Genomic DNA, 18,927 nt, shown 5'->3' with positions numbered 1-18,927 from the left:
TTCAGGCCACAGCGGCTTGAACCGCATCCACAACGCTATCGACGGTGCGCTCCAGCAACTGTGCATCTTCACATTCTGCCATAACACGCACCAGCGGCTCTGTGCCTGACTTACGGATCAGCAAACGCCCCTGCCCAACCAATGCCGCTTCTGCATCTGCAATTGCGGCTTTGACCGACGCCGCGTCCAACGGTGTCTGCCCCGCGCCATAACGTACGTTTTTTAGCATCTGTGGCACGGTCTCAAACACCTGCGCCAATTCAGAGGCCTTCTTGCCGGTCTCCACCATGGCCGCCAGGAACTGCAGGCCTGCCATCAGGCCATCGCCGGTGGTGGCATAATCGGTCATCACGATGTGACCAGACTGTTCCCCACCCAAATTGAAGCCACCCTTGCGCATGGCTTCCACGACATACCGGTCGCCAACCGCAGTGCGCTCCAGCCGCAGGCCTTTGGCTTCCAGAAACCGCTCTAGGCCCAAGTTGGACATCACAGTGGCAACCAACGCGCCGCCTTTCAGGCGGCCCTGCTCTGCCCACTGGCTGGCCAGCAGTCCCATGATCTGATCGCCATCGGCAACTCTGCCTTTTTCGTCGATGATCATCACGCGGTCGGCGTCGCCATCCAGGCAGATGCCCACATCCGCCCCATGCGCAACCACGGTTTCCTGCGCCGTGCGCGTGCTAGTAGACCCGCAGTTTTCGTTGATATTATAGCCGTTGGGCGTCACACCCACGGTGATCACCTCGGCCCCCAACTCCCAAAGTGCTTCTGGTGCGGCGCGGTAAGCCGCTCCGTTGGCACAATCAATCACAACCTTCACACCCCGCAACGGCAGGTCCCGCGGCAGCGAGCTTTTTACCCGCTCGATATAACGGAAGCGGCCGTCATCAATCCGCTGCGCGCGGCCAATGTTCTGCGCCTGCGCAGGCTCAACGCCGCTCTCGATCAGCTTTTCCAGCTCCAACTCGACTTCGTCGGACAGCTTAAACCCATCTGGTCCAAAAAACTTGATACCGTTGTCATCCGCGGGATTGTGACTGGCGGAGATCATCACCCCAAGGTCCGCCCGCATGGAAGTTGTCAGCAACCCCACCGCAGGAGTCGGGACCGGGCCAAGCAGGAAAACGTTCATGCCTGTAGAGGTCAAACCCGCGGTCAGAGCGTTCTCAAACATATAGCCGGACAGGCGCGTGTCCTTGCCAATCACCACACGGTGCTGATTGGTGCCGTCATTGCGGAAATACCGTCCCACAGCGGCCCCGATGCGAAGCGCCATTTCGGCAGTCATTGGATAGATATTGGCCGTGCCGCGAACCCCGTCGGTTCCGAAAAATTTACGCGCCATTGTAGTCTCCTGTCGTCACTGCCTGCCACAGATTCAAAGCCTGACGGGTCTCTGCCACGTCATGTACGCGCACAATTTGCGCGCCTTGCGCCACGCCTTCAAGCGCAACTGCCACCGAGCCCGGCATCCGCTCCTGTGCAAGCGAAGCCTTGCCGATGGTGCCGATAAACTTCTTCCGCGACGCGCCCAACAGAATAGGGCAGCCCAAGCCATGAAAAAGGCTCAGCCGCGCCAGTAAAGCAAGGTTATGTGCAAGGGTTTTGCCAAAACCTATGCCTGGGTCCACGACGATCTGATCACGTGCAATGCCCAGAGATGTCAGACGCTCAACTTGTGTTTCAAGGAAGTCATAAACATCAAGCAAAACATCATCATAGGTTGGGTTTTGCTGCATCGTCGCCGGGTCACCTTGGGCGTGCATCACGCAAACTGGCACATTCGCCTCTTTGGCAACGCCAGCCAATTGAGGATCATAGGTAAACCCGGAGACGTCATTCACCAAAGACGCGCCCTCCAACAACGCCTGACGCGCAACCTCAGACTTTCGGGTATCGATACTGATCGGCAGTTCCAACTTGCTGGAAATCGCGCGAATGGCCGGAGCGGTGCGGGTGATTTCATCGTCTACCGGCACAAAATCCGCCCCTGGTCGCGTACTTTCTCCGCCGACGTCAATCAAGCTGGCGCCGGCCGCATGCATGGCCTCCGCTTGCTGCACGGCAGCAGCAACACCGGCAAACTGCCCGCCATCAGAAAAGCTGTCCGGCGTGACATTCAAAATGCCCATCAAATGAGGACTGCTCATATCAAGCCGACAAATCGATGCGCGTGGGGCGCTCAACCCAGCAAGCACATCCTTAGGCACATCCTGCGTGGACTCCACTTTAGGCGCCTCACCGCGGCGCAGCACCTCAACATGCGTAAACCAGCACCGCCCGCCTGCCAATTTCAGTGCACTGGCTGGGCGTGCAGCGTCGGTTTGCGCGATGGGGCGATAATAAGTCTTCATATCGGCTGCTTGGGTAAACGCGGGACAAAAAGCAAGAGTTCAGAGTGTTTTCTGCTCGGCACGGATCTGCCGCGTCGCCGTTTCAAGCGCAACGCTATCGCCTGCCACGTCCCCAACAACCCAAAAGTCTTCCGCCGACATCTCCGTCGCAAACCAGGCTGCGAGCCCCAGAGCATCGCTTGGCGGCGCATCTGGCCCATCCACCGCATCCAGCACAATCTTGGACGGCGCCCAAACGCAGATCTGGCCGTTCTTCATTGCCCAATCCAACTCTGTACGCGTGTCCACCACCACACAGCGTTTGTCCCGCGCTGCCAGCATCCAAGCGTTTTGCTCAATCGCCAGCAGGTCAACACGCCGCTGTGTCAACTCCTGCCCCGTCCGTGGCGCCTGCTCATCTGGCGCGCCAACGCACAAAATCAACGGTTTTTCAGCGGCCTCCAGCTGATCGATCCAACCGGACAAGTTTTCAGAGGTCCGCGCCTCATTGGTCAAAAAGACCACTTGAGGCTTTGGCGGTTCCTCCTCAACCAGAGTTTCCACCGGTGCCAGATGCGCCTTGCGCGACCGCACAATTTCAACGCCCAAAGCACCCGGTCCGCGGTCCAACTTTTCGATGCGCACAAACACCCTTTGGGCCTGCGGTTCCAAAAGCACCCGATCAGCCACACGCGCCGCAAGAGTTTCCAGAAGGTTCAAACGTTCCGCCGCCAATTCAAAGGCGATGGCTTCGGTCACCTTGTCGTAAGACAGGATGCGATCCACATCATCATCCGCAACCGCCGCGCTAGTCGGCAAAACCTCGACCACGACATTGAAACACACCCGTTGGGTTGCGCCGCGTTCCGCCTGGAAGGCACCAATCTCAACTTCAACGATATGATCGCGCAACGAGATACGGTCCAAAGGGTCAGACCCGGACGTCGCCTCCGCACGTTCGGAAGGGTGGGCAAATGCCAGTCGAATTTCGTTGCTCATTGGTATGGTCCACGCCGTTGCCTGTCCCTTACAAAAAGGGATGTGCTGCCTTTAACAGGCGCGCCCTGTTCAAACCATAGCGGAAAGCGGCGCAATACGCCGCTGAAACGCCCAATCTCGCTTAAAGCGTTAGTTTTGAGAGAGCCGCGTCGGCATACGGTAGAAGTGATGCACGCCAATGGTTGTTGTCCGCGGGAAGGTACGCGCCCACCGCGGGTTCACAGCTTTGGTGTGATAATGTGTGGCACCATCGGTCAGCTGCTTTGGCGCACCATCAAGCAACAGATGGGCAACTTTACCTACACGCTCATAGGCACCATGTTCGCGGATCTTGTTGCTGATGCCGTCACAGTTGTAGGTGAACTGACACTGGTATTTGCGGCCACTGGCGGTCCCTTGATTGATCACGCCACACACGCTGTCCGGAAAGGACGCATGGCTAGAGCGATTCATGATCACTTCCGCCACCGCAAACTGCCCTTTGACGCTCTCGCCGCGAGCCTCGAAGTAGAGCGCTTCAGACAGGCATTGCCACTCGGCAGTGCGATGCTCGTCCGCAACCTTTGGCTGGCTATCGATGAACGCCCGGCTGTAGCTGATCTCGGTAGGCGTCTGTTTCTTCTTGGCACCAAAAATGTCGCGCAGGGACTTGCCGTCAAACAGCACCAGCTGGCGAGGTTTCTCTTTGTTTTTGACGTTGGACGGAGTCGCTTCGGCGGAAGCCAGGCCGGCAGTCAAAGCAAATGCAATGACACTAACAATCAGTTGGCGCATCGGAACCTCATGGCGGGGCACGGCGCCCCTGGCAGCTATTAACGAGGCGTCTCTTAAAGGAAAAAGCCTAAATGGTCCACTAATGCACAATGCCGCACCAAAGGTGCGTCAGAAACTCAGCAAATTTGGAGCAAAATTTTCCTTAGTTTATTGTAGCTTATCCGCAATGGCCAATTGGGCCGCCGCCAAGCGGGCCACGGGCACCCGAAACGGCGAGCAGGACACATAGTCCAAACCAATCTCCCGACAGAAGGCAATCGATTCGGGGCTACCGCCATGTTCGCCACAGACAGACAGGGTTAAACCGGGCTGTGCCCGCCGCCCCCGCTCCGCGCCAAGCCGCAGCAACTCGCCCACGCCTTCCTGATCCAGCGTGTGGAACGGGTCCTCGGGGAAAACGCCTTGCTGCACATAAGGGCTCATAAATCGGCCCGCATCGTCGCGCGACAAACCATAGGTCATCTGGGTGAGGTCGTTGGTGCCAAAACTGAAGAATTCACAATGCGGCGCAATTTCCTCTGCGCGCAGCGCAGCCCGCGGCGTTTCCACCATGACACCAAGCCGATAGTCAAATTCCCGGCCACGTTCGGTTTTTACCGCTGCGGCAATCGCATCGATACGGGTTTTGACCAGCTCAACCTCCCGCTTGGCTGATACCAGCGGGATCATGATCTCCGGCACCACGGGGTCATCATCACCACAGGCATCCAAGGTCGCTTCAAAAATTGCCCGCGCCTGCATGTCCAGGATTTCCGGCACCGTAATGCCTAAGCGCACCCCGCGCATGCCCAGCATCGGGTTGTACTCGCCCAAAGCCTCAACCCGTCGCGTCACATCCGACAACGGCAAGTTCAACGCCTCGGCAAGGTCACGCAGTCCGGCGCGATCGGTTGGTAGGAATTCGTGCAACGGAGGGTCAAACAGGCGAATGCACAGCGGTCGCCCATCCATCAACTCAAAGAGCTCGACAAACATCTCGCGTTGCATCGGCAAAAGCGCCTGCAAAGCCACGCTGCGATCTTCCGGCCCATTGGCAAAAATCACCTCGCGCATCGCAATCAGCTGATCCGCCTCAAAGAACATGTGTTCCGTCCGACAAAGCCCAATGCCTTCTGCCTGGAAGGTCAGTGCCGTCTTCGCATCCGCAGGCGTGTCCGCATTGGCACGTACACCTATGTCTCGGCTTACGTCGGCCCATTCCATCAAGGTCTGAAATGAATCATCCAGCGCCGCTTCGAGCATTTTGGGCTCCCCCGCCAAAATCTGCCCATTGGTGCCATCTACCGTGATTACATCGCCTTCGGTAAAAATCCGGCCATCCGCCGCCACAATGCGCTTCTTGCGAATCTGGAACCGCATAGACGTCGCGCCAACAACACAAGGCAAACCAAGACCACGTCCAATCACCGCCGCGTGGCTGGTCATTCCGCCGCGCTCTGTGAGGGCCGCGCTGGCAGCGTGCATGCCGCGAATATCCTCTGGATTGGTTTCCCGCCGCACCAAAACGCACGCCTCGCCCCGCGCGGCCGCAGCCTGCGCCTCAGCTGCCGTAAACACAATTTTGCCGGTGGCCGCACCAGGGCTGGCCGCGATTCCTGTGCCTAACACATCCCGTTCTGCTTCCGGGTCTACCTGACGGTGCAAAAGCTCGTTCAGCGCGCGCGGCTCCACCCGCATCACCGCTTCTTCACGCGGGATGATTTTGTCCTCCGCCAAGGACACCGCAATGCGAACCGCCGCACGCGCACTCCGCTGCACGCGGACGCCATCCAGAATGCGGAGCTGTCCGTTTTCCAACGTGAACTCGATTTGCATTTCCTCGCGCAGGCGTTTGCGCATCAGAATGGAAAACTCGATCAATTGATCAAACGCCTGCGGTGCTTTTTCCTCCAACGAAGGCCCGCGTTCGTCCTGCTGCAAAAACAGCGCAGCCGCTCCGGATTGCAGCGCATCCCGCCCTTGCGATTGGCTCAAATAGCGGCCCGTAATTTGCGGCAACCCCGTGTCACTGTTCACCAGTTGCAACACGCCACTTCCGCTTTCGCCTTTGCCAACCCCAAGAGCCATCGCCTGAATGACCAGCCCAAGTCCGGCATCCGCAGGTGCTCCTTTGGCTTGGCGCAGCAACCTTGCAGTCGTGCCTTCCCAAGCCCGCGCCATGGAGCGCAACACGCCAATCAGCTGAGTTTCAAGCGCTTGCGGAAACGGCTCCTCGGCCTCATCCTCATACGCCGCCAAATAATCGGACACCGCATCCGCATCATCACTGTCCAGATCATCAAAGATGTCCGGATCAAGCCGCGCGACATGGGTGGAGTAGGACTGAATGAACTTCAGATAAAGTTTGGTGGCAGCCTCTGACCCAATGCTCTCACTGAGTGTGCCCAACAGCGCATCATTCATCCCGATATTCAGAATGGCACCGGGTCCGCCCCAATCCGGATCTTCGGAGCTTGGCCGCACACACAACAGCTGGTCATCCCCAAACGGCGCCAACATCCGCGCCATATCCGGCAACTCTCCCGCAGCCAGGCCATGAACCGCATCAAACGACAGCGCCACCGTTGCTGGCACCGGCAGGTCCAGCCGTACCAAACGCTGCAAACATTTGGCCCGCCCACCATGTGTGGCAGGACCCATCGGCGCGTCGGGGGTGATCAGGGTGATGTTCGGGTCGTTCTGCTGCACTGCGGCACCTATTTGTTGTGCATCGCAGCATAGCCCTGCGTCGCGGCGAAACAAGCCTTTGCTGTTCCGCCGCGACGATTTTGAGGGTTAGCCTTCGACGCGGGTCAAGTCCGCCGCTTGCAAACAAATCACACGGATACGGGACAACAGGTTCAAACGATTGCGGCGCACCACTTCGTTGTCGCTGTTCACCTGAACGGCTTCAAAGAACGCATCAATTGGCGCGCGCAACGTCGCCATGGTTCCCATCGCAGAGGCGAAATCTTCCGCCTTAATGGCAGACGCAATCGCCCCTTCCGCTGCATCCAGCGCCGCAAAGAGCGCTTTTTCGCTGTCGTCTTCAGCAAATTTCACATCCGCGCCAAAGGAGTATTCCACGCCGTCTTTCTCTTCGGCTTGGCTCAGAATGTTGTTGGCACGTTTGAAACCTTGCAGCAGGTTTTCACCATCTTCGGTGCCGACAAAGTCCTGCAGCGCCCGTGCACGCGCCACCAGCAATGCAAGATCATCATTGCCCGGCATCGCAATACAGGCGTCGATCACATCATGGCGTACGCCTTGGTCGCGCAAGTAGACTTTCAAACGGTCATGGAAGAAGGACAGCAAGTCTGTTGAGGTGTCCGGCAAAGTCTCGCGCAATGCCTCGATGTGCTTTGGCAACTCGCCATCAATGGCGGCTTTGACCGTGTGCACAACTGCACCCAGCACACCGTGCTCCGCAATCTCCTGCTCCAGATCCTTGGCCAGAACCGCCGCCAGCTTGTCGTCCTGTGTCTCATGCGCTTTGTGACGCAGAAGTTGACGATCAAAATGCGCATCCAGCGACAGGCGCAGGTTGTTTTCCAGAACCAAACGGATCACGCCAAGCGCCGCTCGACGCAGCGCAAACGGGTCTTTGGAACCGGTTGGCTTCTCGTCAATCGCCCAGAAGCCTGTCAGCGTATCGAGCTTATCCGCCATCGCAACTGCCACCGACACCGGCGCGGTCGGCACATCATCAGACGGGCCAAGCGGCGAGTAGTGTTCTTCCGCAGCCGCGGCCACCGCGGCCGAATGACCGGCCGCTTCGCCGTAATACCGCCCCATCAGGCCCTGCAGTTCTGGGAACTCATAGACCATTTCAGAACTCAGATCAGCCTTGGCCCAGCGCGCGGCCTTGTCGGCCTCACCAAAGGACGCCCCGGTCACTTGCGCGACCTCACTCGCCAACGCGGCAATGCGGGCAATCCGGTCACCCTGGCTGCCCAGCTTGTTGTGGAAGGTCACGTTGTTCAGGCTCTCAAGCCACGCGTCCGCCCCCGCAGAGGCCACGCGAATGTCGTTTTCCCAGAAGAACTTTGCGTCAGACAACCGCGCAAACAGCACCTTCTGGTTCCCAGCCAAAATGGTCTCGCCGTTGTCTTTGGTCTCGCGGTTGGCAACGGTAACAAACTTCTCGATGCGACCGGTTTTTGGGTTCTTCACCGAGAAAAACTTCTGGTGCTCTTTCATCGAGGTCTGCAGCACCTCTGGTGGCAGACCGAGAAAATCCTCTGCAATGTCGCCCATTAGCACAACCGGCCACTCCACAAGACCTGCGACCTCAGCCAGCAGACCTTTATCTTCAACCAGCTCCAGTCCTTGGGCAAACGCCATATTGGTGGCGTCGTTCCAGATGGTTTCGGCGCGCTCCTCAGCGTTCAGGATCACACGGTCGCGCTTCAGCTTGACCTCATAGTCTTCAAACCCGTGCACGGTGAACCGGCCACTGCCCTTAAAGCGATGGCCCTCGGTGGTGTCGCCCGATTTGATCCCGTCAATATCGAGCGGCACAACAGTGTGCCCATCTTCCGCGCTCAGAATGCACAGGATCGAATGCAGAGGACGCACCCACCGCAAAGACCCGGCGCCCCAGCGCATGGACTTGGGCCATGGGAAATTGCGAATGGTGTCTTCCAGAACCTCGGCCACGATATCCGCCGCCGCGCGGCCAGGTTTGGTGATGGAGGCAAAATACACCGCACCTTTGGGCGTCTCGCGCTCTTCCAGATCTTCGCGGGACACACCGGCCCCCCGCAGGAAGCCCTCAATCGCTTTATCCGGCGCACCCACTTTTGGGCCTTTGCGCTCTTCCTTGACCGTGGGGCTTTCCTCCAACAGATCTTCAATCGCCAGAGTCAAACGGCGCGGGGTGGAAAAGGCACGTGCATGGGCATAGGTCAAACCGGCCTCAACCAAACCATCCGTGACCTTTTTCTTGAGATCATCAGCAGCCCGCGCCTGCATACGCGCGGGAATTTCTTCGGAGAAAAGTTCGATCAGCAGATCTGGCATGACGGGTCCTTAGAAGTTCACGATGGATTGGATGACAATCGCGTTCGCGATATCGACAAAAAAGGCTGAAACCAAGGGCAAAACGACAAAAGCGATGGGCGCAGGGCCGTATCGTTTGGTCACGGCGGTCATATTGGCGATGGCCGTGGGCGTCGCACCCAGCGAAAATCCAGCAAAACCGGACGCCAACACGGCCGCATCATAGTTACGCCCCAAGATCGGAAAAAGCACCAAGATGACCAGAACAACAGTAATGAGCGTCTGCGCACCGACAGTTGCCATAATCGCCAGCCCGGCTCCACTCAGAGTGGAGAAATCCAGCGTCATCAGAGAAATCGCTAGGAACACGCCCAGTGCAAACTCCGAAATCACTGCCAAGGTTGGCGTGCGCGCCACCGGCGGTGCCTTGGGCGCAAGCAACAAACGCAGATTGCCCAGTATGATCCCGACAATCAGGCAGGGCACAAACAAGGGCAACATCAGCCCAATTTCTTCCAGAACTTCATGCAACGCATAACCTAGGATGATTGCCAAATGGAGCGACAGCATCACCCGCATAAGGCTCACATGACTGATCTCGGTGGCGTCATTTTCTTCCTCAAACGAGACGCCAACCACGTCACCATCCCCTTCGTGGGTGGAGGTCAGCTTGTTTCGTCCCACCAAGAACTTGGCAATCGGCCCGCCCACAAGCGAGGCCGCAATCAGTCCGAGTGTCGCCATCGCCACGCCCAGTTCCGCCGCACTGTTCAAGCCGGTGGCGGCGGCCACATTGGGCGCCCAGGCGATGGCGGTCCCATGACCGCCAATCAAAGAAGCGGACCCAAGCAACACTCCGGACTGAGCCGGCAGGCCAAACATGGTGGCGCCGGCAATGCCAACAACGCTCTGCACAATGATGGTGCCCAGCGTCAGCACCAACAGCAGCGCCAGGATCTTACCGCCCGATAGCAGGTCCGACAGCCGTGCGTTCAACCCGATGCCTGCAAAAAACAGCACCAAAAAGTAGTCTCGCCCCCCCGTTTCAAAGCTCAAACCAACGCCGGAGATGACCGTGAACAGAGCAAACATCGCCGCCGCGATCAGGCCACCTGTGACCGGCTCAGGAATGTTGAACTCCCGCAAAAACGCAACTTTGCGAGTCAGGCGCGCGCCCAACAGGAACACCGCAAACCCCAAGGTGGCCGTGATCATTTCCGGGACTACAAACACCTGATCCATAAAGCTCACTCCGTTGGTCGAGGAGGACAATGCGCGGGCAAACGCTTGCCGTCAAAAGCAATCTCGCCGCAGGCGTTGATTTCATTCCAGGCAAACCCACGCCCGTCCGGCAGGATCGCCACAATGCGATCAATGCCATACAGCACGTCTTTCTGTCCCAGAAACGCCAGTGCCTCGCCGTTCTCCAACGATTGACCAATTTCCTTGGCATCAAAGCAGTCAAACCAACCGGGCGCATTGCGCGGCTCGGCTTTCTCCAGCAGTTCGTAGGTTTCCGTCAGCATCGCGGCGCTCATCGTGGTGGTGAAACACGCGCGAAACCGGATTGGTGAGCTCTCACTGTCGATCGCTTCAAAATTCTCGTAAAGGATCGGCTCAGCCTGACCATTCACCAAAAGGGTCAACTGCACATCGTCTTGCATGTCCGACGCAGGCACCGCGTCGTAGTAGCCGTAGATCTGCAACCAATACATGGCGACGCCGCCAACCAACGCTGTCAGCACAATCAGCCCTCCAAGCAATTTTCCAGTCATGCTTCTACCTTCCCCCAACGGGTATTGTTTCTATTGCGCGTTGTACGAGACCACGGCACAGTTGGCGCTGATTTAAGTGATTTCTTCAGGCCTTCAAAGGGGTGGAAATGTCCGAAAGCTTCGCCATCGCCATGTTTGGCGCTTTGTTCGCCGTTATGAACCCTTTTATCAACCTGCCGGTGTTCCTGGGCCTGACCGAAGACCTGCATCAAGCTGAACAACGCCGCGCCGCCACCAAGATCCTCACCTATACCGCTGTGTCCTGCGTGATCATCGCAATTTCCGGCACCGCGATCCTCGAGTTCTTTGGCGTTTCGGTCGATGCCTTCCGCGTCGCAGGCGGCATGGTGTTGGTGCAAATCGGCTTTACGATGCTCAATGGTCGGCGCAGCACCGCCCACCATGGCACCGAACGGGAGCGCGAGGTCATGCACGACTCGGACGCGGACAACATTGCGTTCTACCCCATGACCTTCCCGATGCTGGTGGGGCCGGGCACAATCACGACCCTGATCCTTTATGCCCAACAGGTGCAACAGCCTTCCGACTGGGGCATCTACGCCGGCTGCGTTGTGCTGGTCTTGTTGATGATCGCCGCGGTGTTCTACTTCGCTGGCAACATCGGCCGTTATCTCAGCAACACCGCCCGCACCATCATGACCCGCCTGATGGGCATGGTCCTGATAGCAATCGCCGTCGGCATGGTGGCCGACGGCGCAAAAGTCTTGTTGCCCGGTCTGGCTTAAACGGCTCACGCCGCGTAGCCACCGGCCTCTGTCTGCACAAAGGCATCTGCGCACTGTTTCGCCAGCGCGCGCACGCGGCCAATGTAGGCCTGACGCTCGGTCACGGAGATCACACCGCGCGCGTCCAGCAAGTTGAACAAGTGGGACGCCTTGATGCATTGGTCATACGCCGGATGCGCCATGATTATACGCTTGCCGGTCTTCGGGTCGACATGCTCCTGCGCGAGAATTTTTTCGCACTCCGCTTCTGCCTCTTCGAACTGTTTCAGCAGCACGTCGGTGTTGGCCACGTCAAAATTCCAGCGACTGTATTCCTGCTCGGTCTGCTTGAACACATCGCCGTAGGTCAGCGCAATTTCGGTCTGCGGATCATTGTAGGGCATGTCCATCACGTGATCGACGCCCAGCACATACATCGCCAATCGCTCCAGACCGTAGGTCAGCTCGCCGGACACTGGGTGACAGTCGTGGCCGCCGACTTGCTGGAAATAGGTGAACTGGCTGACTTCCATGCCGTCACACCACACTTCCCAGCCTAGGCCCCACGCACCCAGCGTTGGGCTTTCCCAGTCATCTTCTACAAAGCGGATGTCGTGCATCTCCATATCGATGCCAATCGCTTCCAAAGAGCCGAGGTACAGTTCCTGCAGGTTGGGAGGGCTTGGTTTGATCAGCACCTGATACTGGTAATAGTGCTGCAAGCGGTTCGGGTTCTCACCATAACGCCCATCAGTCGGACGGCGCGATGGCTGTACATAGGCCGCAGCCCAGGCTTTGCTCCCCAAGGAGCGCAATGTGGTCGCCGGGTGAAAGGTGCCTGCGCCCACTTCCATGTCATAGGGCTGCAACACGGCACAGCCTTTTTCGGCCCAGTAATTCTGAAGCCGCAAAATGATCTCTTGGAAGCTACGCGGTTTGCTGTCGCTATGTGCCATGGTGAAAGCCCTTTCCAAACGCGGGTCTTGCTTATGCGCAAGCTTGCACGGGGTCAACATCGCGCCACAACACAAGCTCACCAAATTATGAGTGCAAGCCGCGCCGAACCTGATAAAAGAGCCTTTAATTAACAATTGTCACGCGTTTCAGGGACTACCACCAATATGCTGCGCACTATTCTGTCGCTATTTGTGGCACTGCTTTTCAGTGTCACCTCCGCCATTGCCCAATCCTCAGATGACATCGTTTGGGTACAGCTCGAAGCCCAACCCAGCTTGACGCAAGCCAGTGAAAATATCCGCGCCTACGCCCAGCGTATGGACGATGTGAACGGCTTTACGCTGGGCGGTGGCTGGTACGCCATTGCGGTTGGCCCATACCGCCGCGAGGACGCGGAAAACGTGTTGCGCGTTTACCGCTCGGAAGGTGTGATTCCCGTGGACGCCTATCTGGCCTCCGCTCGCGAATACCGCAGCCAGTTCTGGCCGGTGGGTGCCAACCAACTGGCAAACCCACAAGCCGCCCTTGCCGGTCAGCAGCCAACCCAAACCGCACAGCAGGACACGCAGGTTGTGATCGTGGAAACGCCGGTGGAACCCGAAGTGGCTCCGGTGCCGCAGCAGCCGGACGAAACCGTCCGCGAAGCCCGAGCTAGTGAGGCCGCTCTGACCCGCGACGAGAAGAAGACCTTGCAGGAATGGCTTCAATGGGCGGGGTACTACAACTCTGCCATCGACGGCTCCTTTGGTCGTGGCACCCGCGCGTCCATGTCCAACTGGCAGGCCGACAACGGCTTTGACGTCACCGGCGTGATGACCACCCTGCAGCGCGACACCCTGCGCCGCCAATACTTCGCCGTACTGGAAGGTATGAACCTGCAACTGGTCAGCGATCTGGACGCCGGCATCGAGATGATTGTGCCTATGGGCGCTGTTGCAAAAGCCGCTTCCGAATATCCATTTGTACGGTATCAGGCCTCAGGTGACATCCCGGCGCAGGTCCTGCTGATCAGCCAGGAAGGCGACCAGAACACCCTGTTTGGTCTCTATGACATCATGCAAACGCTGGAAATTGTCCCACTGGACGGCCCACGTGAGCGCAAGAAGTCCAGCTTTGTTCTGACAGGTCAAAACGCCAACATCGTCAGCCACACCGAAGTCACCCTGAAAGAGGGCCAAATCAAAGGCTTCACTCTGGTGTGGCCAGCCGGTGATGAAGAGCGCCGCACCCGTATTCTCGGCGAAATGCAGGCCAGCTTCACCCGTATCGGCGGCGTGCTGGACCCAGCCGCCGGGGACGACACAGCACAGGACATCGACCTAATCTCCGGCCTGCAGGTGCGCAAGCCGAAACAGTCCCGTTCCGGCTTCTTCATCGACCGCAAAGGCCACGTGGTGACCACTGCTGAGGCGGTTCAGAACTGCACCAAAGTCACCATTGAAGAAGACTACGACGCGCAGGTATCCGTGATCGACGAAGCGCTTGGCATTGCTATCCTGAGCCCAACCTCGGCGCTGGCACCAATTGACATCGCCACCCTGCGGGAAGGTGCCCCGCGCATTCAATCCGAAGTCGCCGTTGCGGGCTATTCCTACGAAGGGGCCCTCGGCGCACCAACGCTGACCTTTGGCCAATTGGCGGACGTAAAGGGCCTGGGCGGCGAGCAAGAGCTCACCCGTCTGGCGCTGAACGTGCAGCCTGGCGACTGGGGTGGCCCTGTGTTTGACACAGGCGGTTCCGTGTTTGGTATGCTACTGCCACGCGACGCGCAGTCCGCACAACAGCTGCCGGAAGAAGTGAACTTCGCCATAAACAGCGACGCCATCCGCACCTTGCTGGCGCAGGAAGGCATCCAGGCCGACCTGTCCTCCAACGGCGCGGCCATGGCGCCTGAAGACCTAACCAAACAGGCCAGCGACATGACGGTTCTGGTGAGCTGCTGGTAAGCAACTCCCACCACCACAAAAACAAAGGGCGGCTCTTTTGGAAGCCGCCCTTTTCATTTGAAGATCACGTTTTTCAGGAGGTCGACAGCGCCGCCGTCATCCGGATCATCGTCGGCCGATCTGCATCAAAAGCCTGCGTCAACGCCGCCTGTAACTCCGCAGTCGTCTTCGGCTCTGTTGCCAAACAACCATAGCTTTCCGCCAACTTGCAGAAATCCGGGTTCACCGCCACCACTGCATTGGGCGCAATCTGACTGGCCACCATGCTGTCTTCGATCTCCTTGAGCTTGTGGTTGTCCCACAGCAAAATTGGGATCGGCAGCTTCATCTCCACAGCCGCGCCGAGTTCCTGCACGGTATATTGGAACCCGTAGTCCCCCGCGATGCAGACCGTCGGCTTGCCACGGCGCGCCATCGCGCCGCCAATCGAGGCTGGCAACGCATACCCCAAGGTGCCGAAGCCGCTGGGATGGTGCCAAAACCCGGGCCGGTCCATGTCCCAGACCTCTTTTGCGACATAGGCAAACTGCGTCATATCCGAATAGATCATCGCGTCCTCCGGCATAACCTCTGACAACACGTCACAGATCTCGGCAATGCCAGGGCGTTCTGCGTCAGTTTCGGCGCGGAAGCGTTTCTTTGCGGCAGCAATCTCTGCCGCCTTCCATTTTGGCGGCACCGCGTCGTCCGGCAACGCATCATTCATCGACAGCAAAAAGGAGACATCCGCCCGCAGCTTCATCACAAACGAAAAGGCATCCGCTTGCACCATGGTGTCTGCCCGATGCCGGTCCGCCAACACTTCGGGGTCGATGTCCACGCGCACAAGCCGCCCGGTTTGGCCAAGCTCATCACGCCACAAATCGCATTCACTCAACTCGGTACCAATCGCGATCACCAGATCGCTGTCGCCAATGATCCGTTTGCTCTCTGCGCGACCAAGATAGGTGCCAAAGCTCATCGCCTCATCCGGCGCCAAAAGGCCAGCCCCCGCATAGGTCATAAAGGCCGCAGCGCCGGTTTCTTTGAGCAGCAGGCGCATATGCAAAGCCGCCGCCTCGCCGGAGGATGCTAATCCGCCGCCCAAAATGAACAACGGCTTCTTCGCATTGAGTAAATCCTGCGCCACACCGCGCATATCCCCTGCCGCAAAGCCTGCATGGCTCTCCATAGCGCCCGGTCGTGCTACTGGTGCTTCAGGAGCCATCGCACCCAAAAGGGCAATCGGCACCTGGATGTGCTTGGGGCGTGGGCGTTGTGTCTCAAATTCCACCAACGCACGGTCAATCAAATCATAGGCCGCCCGAGGTGTGCGCGCCTCCTCGGACCAATCACACACAGTCGCCGCCGCCCCGCGCTGATCGCGCATCTGGTGCAACTGGCCACGATGACCGACATGCTCATCGAGACAACTCGACAATGTCAGCACCGAAACACTGTCGGAATAGGCCTGCCCCAATGGCGTCAGGATGTTGCACACCCCCGGTCCCGTGATGACATAGGCCACGCCGGGCTTGCCGCTGGCCCGCGCATAACCATCAGCCATAAAGCCAGCGCCTTGTTCATGACGCGCGAGAACATGCGTGATCCCAGCTTCTTCAATGCCACGATACATCTCCACATTGTGCACACCGGGAATGCCAAAAATAACATCCACACCACGTGCTTTCAGCATGTGCGAAATCTGCGCCCCCAAAGGACGCATCTCCTGATCCATTGCCGCCATCAGGCCCTCCAGAATTGAACCGTAAAGAGTACATAGACCGCCAAAAGCTCCAGCCGGCCAATCAACATGCCCGCTGCCAATAGCCATTTGGCCGCATCATTCAGTGTCGCAAAGTTCCCGGCCGGGCCAATGATGTCGCCCAATCCGGGGCCAATATTGGCCAAAGCCGCCGCTGATCCGGACAAAGCCGTGGTGAAATCGAGCCCGGTCATGCCCAACAGAACAGCCAAACCGCCTAATGTCACTGTGAAGAACACAAAAAAGCTCATCACAGAACTCAGCACATCGTCGTCAATCTTGCGCCCTTGAAAGCTTGGCGAGAACACGCCGCTGGGGTGCTGGATTTTGCGGATTTGGGTTTTTATCGTGGCAAACAGCAGTTGATAGCGAAAGACTTTGATAGAACAGGCCGTCGACCCCGCACAGCCGCCGATCAGTCCAGCAAAGAACAGCACGGAGACGGGAAACCCGCCCCACTGCATATAGTCCGCGCTGGCATAACCGGTGCCGGTTACAATCGAAGTTGTGTTGAACAGCACTTTGCGAAAGCCCGCCTCGCTGCCCAATCCATTGCTCAGCACCTGCCAACTGGTGAGCATGATCACGATCACCGCCACGGTCAGAAAGAATGCCCGGATCTGCGAGTCCTGCAGCAAGGGCTGCGCACTACCTGCCGTAAGCTGCACAAAGCGCACAAACGGCAAAGCCGCGAGCAGCATAAACACAACGGCGACATACTCGGTTCCGATAGAAAACCCACCAAAAGAGGAATCGTAATTGGCGAACCCGCCTGTGGCGATTGTGGTCATCGCATGAACCACCGCATCAAACGGCTCCATGCCGGTGATGACGTAAGCGAACGCGCAAGCCACTGTCAGCGTGATGTAAATCACCGAAATCCGGCTGCTGATCTCTGTGGCCCGCGGCAAGATTTTTCCAAAGGTGTCAAAGCCTTCGCTGCGGAAAATTTGCATGCCGCCCACGCGCAATTCCGGCAGAAACACCATCGCCACAACAATAATACCAATGCCGCCCAGCCATTGCAGCAATCCACGCCACAACAACATCCCACGCGGCAACGCATCCAGTCCAGAAAACACTGTGGAGCCGGTGGTCGTTAATCCGCTCATCGCTTCAAAAAACGCATCAACCACACGTGCCTCGGTCGCGCCCAACATGAAGGGCAAAGCGCCAAACATTGGCAGCGCAACCCATACCCCCGTGGTGAGCAAGAAGGTTTGTTGCAAGGAAAGTCCGTTACCGCGTCCATTGTGACAGGACAGTGCCACCATGCCGCCAGTCAAAGCCGTTACCAATGCGCTGACAAAAAATGTTTCCCAATGGGCGTTGCCATCCCAAAAATCAACAACCATGGGCAGCAGCATGGCCACGCCCAATATCGCCACCAAAAGGCCGATCACATATCCAACGGGTCGTAAGTCCAGCATGGCCGCAGGGTTGGCGCTTGCGCCAGCCACTGTCAAGCTCGTTCCAACTCTCCCCCAACAACGGGCCGTCCGCACCCCCCTGTTCTATTACGCAAACGACAAAAAACGCCCCAACTGCGCCGCCAGATTACCCGACGTGAAACAGCGTGGTGAACAATTTTGGATCGATGCTTTCGGAAGCAAACAACGGACCATCTGTTAGAACCGACACGGCATCGTGACTGTGCAAACTTTCCTGATGACTGGCAATCACACGGAAATCGCCAATGCGCGGGTCGGCCTTCAACTTCTCGCAGAACAGCCGCGCGGCATCTTCCACAAAAATCGGGTTGGCGGCGTTTAACTCTGCAAAGGCCTGCTCATCCTCACGCTTTACCATGACCTGTGTTTCTGTTGGCACAGCGGCGCGCGCCAGATCAATCAGATCCTCAAACCACACCCGCGGTTGGTCCACAATCTCCACAGAAATACGTGCCACAGAGCGCTGAGAATGTGGCGTGGCCAACTGCCCGCGTGACATCCGCGCATGTTCACTCAACTCCAGCGAACATGGACAGGTTGAGGAATAGACATAGTCCAAATGCATGATCTTATGCGTGGTCTCACCATGCTGCACCTTTTCCAGCGCGATGTCGTAATACTGATAGCCTTCAAGGCCAGACCGCAGCGATTTGATCTTCATAGGATAGGAAAACCGCATCTGCAGCCGTGCATCAAAGCTCTCCAGATCGGTAATGTAGTCCGCCAAGGCCGCTTCCATCACGCTGAAGCTGAAGGTCTTCTCGGCGTGTTTATAAAACGACCGCATGATCCGGGACATGTTGATGCCCTTCTTGTCGGCTTCCAAGCTGACCGTACCGGTGACGCTGGTCTCCAACGTGATGTCACCATTGTCACGTGTGTGAAACCGGATTGGCAGGCGAAAGTTTGAAATCCCCACGTGCTGGATCTGCTGTTTTTCACCTTTGATCAAGCTCTCCGGACCGTTCTGCAGGTCTGGCAGCGTCGCGCGATACTGTGGCGTGGCCTCAAAATCCTCAGGGTATCGGCGCGACAAATCTGGGTAGTTCGCAAGTGGTTGATCCGGCAGCAACCGTGCAACCGCCGGGTCCAGCTCGGCAATCTCGGTCACAGACGCAGACTGCGCCCAGGCCCGCAAACGCGCCAACGCCTCTGCAGCCTCTTCCCGTGTCATTTCAGTGTGGGTCTTGGAAGTCTGAACATTCATAGCCAAGCGCCTTTTCCCTGCTGCCGCCTCACT

The 18,927-nt window shown here is 57.9% G+C and carries 14 protein-coding genes; 2 read left to right on the top strand and 12 right to left on the bottom strand.

Going from position 1 to position 18,927, the window contains the following annotated elements; genetic code table 11:
* Position 1: 1 nt before the first annotated feature.
* The 8 genes from glmM to SIB38_RS06650 form a co-directional block, all read right to left on the bottom strand.
* The gene (glmM, locus tag SIB38_RS06685) at positions 2-1,348 is read right to left on the bottom strand and encodes a phosphoglucosamine mutase (RefSeq protein ID WP_294117770.1); all 1,347 of its coding nucleotides are present in this window, start codon (positions 1,346-1,348) and stop codon (positions 2-4) included.
* Entirely contained in the window at positions 1,338-2,357 is a 1,020-nt protein-coding gene (gene folP, locus SIB38_RS06680; protein WP_412551661.1) for a dihydropteroate synthase, read from the bottom strand. The genes glmM and folP overlap by 11 nt, the downstream gene beginning before the upstream one ends.
* 39 nt (positions 2,358-2,396) lie before the next feature.
* Positions 2,397-3,335: a dihydroneopterin aldolase gene (locus SIB38_RS06675; RefSeq protein ID WP_294117773.1), complete on the bottom strand. Its 939-nt coding sequence runs from the start codon at positions 3,333-3,335 to the stop codon at positions 2,397-2,399.
* Positions 3,336-3,464: 129 nt separating this feature from the next.
* Positions 3,465-4,109: a cell wall hydrolase gene (locus SIB38_RS06670; protein WP_294117774.1), complete on the bottom strand. Its 645-nt coding sequence runs from the start codon at positions 4,107-4,109 to the stop codon at positions 3,465-3,467.
* Positions 4,110-4,256: 147 nt separating this feature from the next.
* On the bottom strand, positions 4,257-6,749 hold the full coding sequence (locus SIB38_RS06665) for a putative PEP-binding protein (protein WP_294117876.1): 2,493 nt from the start codon (positions 6,747-6,749) through the stop codon (positions 4,257-4,259).
* 135 nt (positions 6,750-6,884) lie between these two features.
* The gene (gene glyS / locus SIB38_RS06660; protein WP_412551660.1) at positions 6,885-9,110 is read right to left on the bottom strand and encodes a glycine--tRNA ligase subunit beta; all 2,226 of its coding nucleotides are present in this window, start codon (positions 9,108-9,110) and stop codon (positions 6,885-6,887) included.
* Positions 9,111-9,119: 9 nt separating this feature from the next.
* On the bottom strand, positions 9,120-10,331 hold the full coding sequence (gene gltS / locus SIB38_RS06655) for a sodium/glutamate symporter (RefSeq protein ID WP_294117777.1): 1,212 nt from the start codon (positions 10,329-10,331) through the stop codon (positions 9,120-9,122).
* Positions 10,332-10,336: 5 nt separating this feature from the next.
* Positions 10,337-10,864, bottom strand: a complete 528-nt coding sequence (locus tag SIB38_RS06650; RefSeq protein ID WP_294117779.1) for a DUF6446 family protein — start codon at positions 10,862-10,864, stop codon at positions 10,337-10,339.
* Positions 10,865-10,971: 107 nt separating this feature from the next.
* On the opposite strand from SIB38_RS06650, the gene SIB38_RS06645 reads away from it, so the two are divergent.
* On the top strand, positions 10,972-11,610 hold the full coding sequence (locus tag SIB38_RS06645; protein ID WP_294117781.1) for a MarC family protein: 639 nt from the start codon (positions 10,972-10,974) through the stop codon (positions 11,608-11,610).
* 5 nt (positions 11,611-11,615) lie between these two features.
* Here SIB38_RS06645 and SIB38_RS06640 read toward each other — a convergent pair whose 3' ends face one another.
* Positions 11,616-12,545 (bottom strand): glycine--tRNA ligase subunit alpha, encoded by a 930-nt coding sequence (locus SIB38_RS06640; protein WP_294117783.1) that lies wholly within the window; start codon positions 12,543-12,545, stop codon positions 11,616-11,618.
* A gap of 165 nt (positions 12,546-12,710) precedes the next feature.
* On the opposite strand from SIB38_RS06640, the gene SIB38_RS06635 reads away from it, so the two are divergent.
* On the top strand, positions 12,711-14,492 hold the full coding sequence (locus SIB38_RS06635) for a trypsin-like peptidase domain-containing protein (protein WP_294117784.1): 1,782 nt from the start codon (positions 12,711-12,713) through the stop codon (positions 14,490-14,492).
* Positions 14,493-14,565: 73 nt separating this feature from the next.
* Here the strand turns inward: SIB38_RS06635 and SIB38_RS06630 are convergent, their stop codons facing one another.
* The 3 genes from SIB38_RS06630 to folE2 form a co-directional block, all read right to left on the bottom strand.
* Positions 14,566-16,218, bottom strand: coding sequence for a thiamine pyrophosphate-binding protein (locus tag SIB38_RS06630; protein ID WP_412551659.1), 1,653 nt, complete (start codon positions 16,216-16,218; stop codon positions 14,566-14,568).
* On the bottom strand, positions 16,218-17,666 hold the full coding sequence (locus SIB38_RS06625) for a TrkH family potassium uptake protein (protein WP_294117787.1): 1,449 nt from the start codon (positions 17,664-17,666) through the stop codon (positions 16,218-16,220). The genes SIB38_RS06630 and SIB38_RS06625 overlap by 1 nt, the downstream gene beginning before the upstream one ends.
* 127 nt (positions 17,667-17,793) lie before the next feature.
* Positions 17,794-18,894, bottom strand: coding sequence for a GTP cyclohydrolase FolE2 (folE2, locus tag SIB38_RS06620; protein ID WP_294117788.1), 1,101 nt, complete (start codon positions 18,892-18,894; stop codon positions 17,794-17,796).
* Positions 18,895-18,927: the final 33 nt, after the last annotated feature.

The sequence above is a fragment of the Shimia sp. MIT910701 genome (assembly GCF_047126315.1).
Classification (GTDB): Bacteria; Pseudomonadota; Alphaproteobacteria; order Rhodobacterales; family Rhodobacteraceae; genus Shimia.
The sequence above is the reverse complement of the archived record's forward strand: the minus strand, read 5'-3'. Positions and strand labels throughout refer to the sequence as shown.

Bases quoted from the DNA above. Each gene is read 5' to 3' on its own strand.
- SIB38_RS06670 (WP_294117774.1), bottom strand. From the start codon at position 4,109: ATGCGCCAACTGATTGTTAGTGTCATTGCATTTGCTTTGACTGCCGGC.
- SIB38_RS06650 (WP_294117779.1), bottom strand. From the start codon at position 10,864: ATGACTGGAAAATTGCTTGGAGGGCTGATTGTGCTGACAGCGTTGGTT.
- SIB38_RS06665 (WP_294117876.1), bottom strand. From the start codon at position 6,749: ATGGGTCCTGCCACACATGGTGGGCGGGCCAAATGTTTGCAGCGTTTG.
- SIB38_RS06645 (WP_294117781.1), top strand. From the start codon at position 10,972: ATGTCCGAAAGCTTCGCCATCGCCATGTTTGGCGCTTTGTTCGCCGTT.
- gltS (WP_294117777.1), bottom strand. From the start codon at position 10,331: ATGGATCAGGTGTTTGTAGTCCCGGAAATGATCACGGCCACCTTGGGG.
- SIB38_RS06675 (WP_294117773.1), bottom strand. From the start codon at position 3,335: ATGAGCAACGAAATTCGACTGGCATTTGCCCACCCTTCCGAACGTGCG.
- SIB38_RS06640 (WP_294117783.1), bottom strand. From the start codon at position 12,545: ATGGCACATAGCGACAGCAAACCGCGTAGCTTCCAAGAGATCATTTTG.
- glmM (WP_294117770.1), bottom strand. From the start codon at position 1,348: ATGGCGCGTAAATTTTTCGGAACCGACGGGGTTCGCGGCACGGCCAAT.
- folE2 (WP_294117788.1), bottom strand. From the start codon at position 18,894: ATGAATGTTCAGACTTCCAAGACCCACACTGAAATGACACGGGAAGAG.
- glyS (WP_412551660.1), bottom strand. From the start codon at position 9,110: ATGCCAGATCTGCTGATCGAACTTTTCTCCGAAGAAATTCCCGCGCGT.
- SIB38_RS06630 (WP_412551659.1), bottom strand. From the start codon at position 16,218: ATGGCGGCAATGGATCAGGAGATGCGTCCTTTGGGGGCGCAGATTTCG.
- SIB38_RS06625 (WP_294117787.1), bottom strand. From the start codon at position 17,666: ATGCTGGACTTACGACCCGTTGGATATGTGATCGGCCTTTTGGTGGCG.
- SIB38_RS06635 (WP_294117784.1), top strand. From the start codon at position 12,711: ATGCTGCGCACTATTCTGTCGCTATTTGTGGCACTGCTTTTCAGTGTC.
- folP (WP_412551661.1), bottom strand. From the start codon at position 2,357: ATGAAGACTTATTATCGCCCCATCGCGCAAACCGACGCTGCACGCCCA.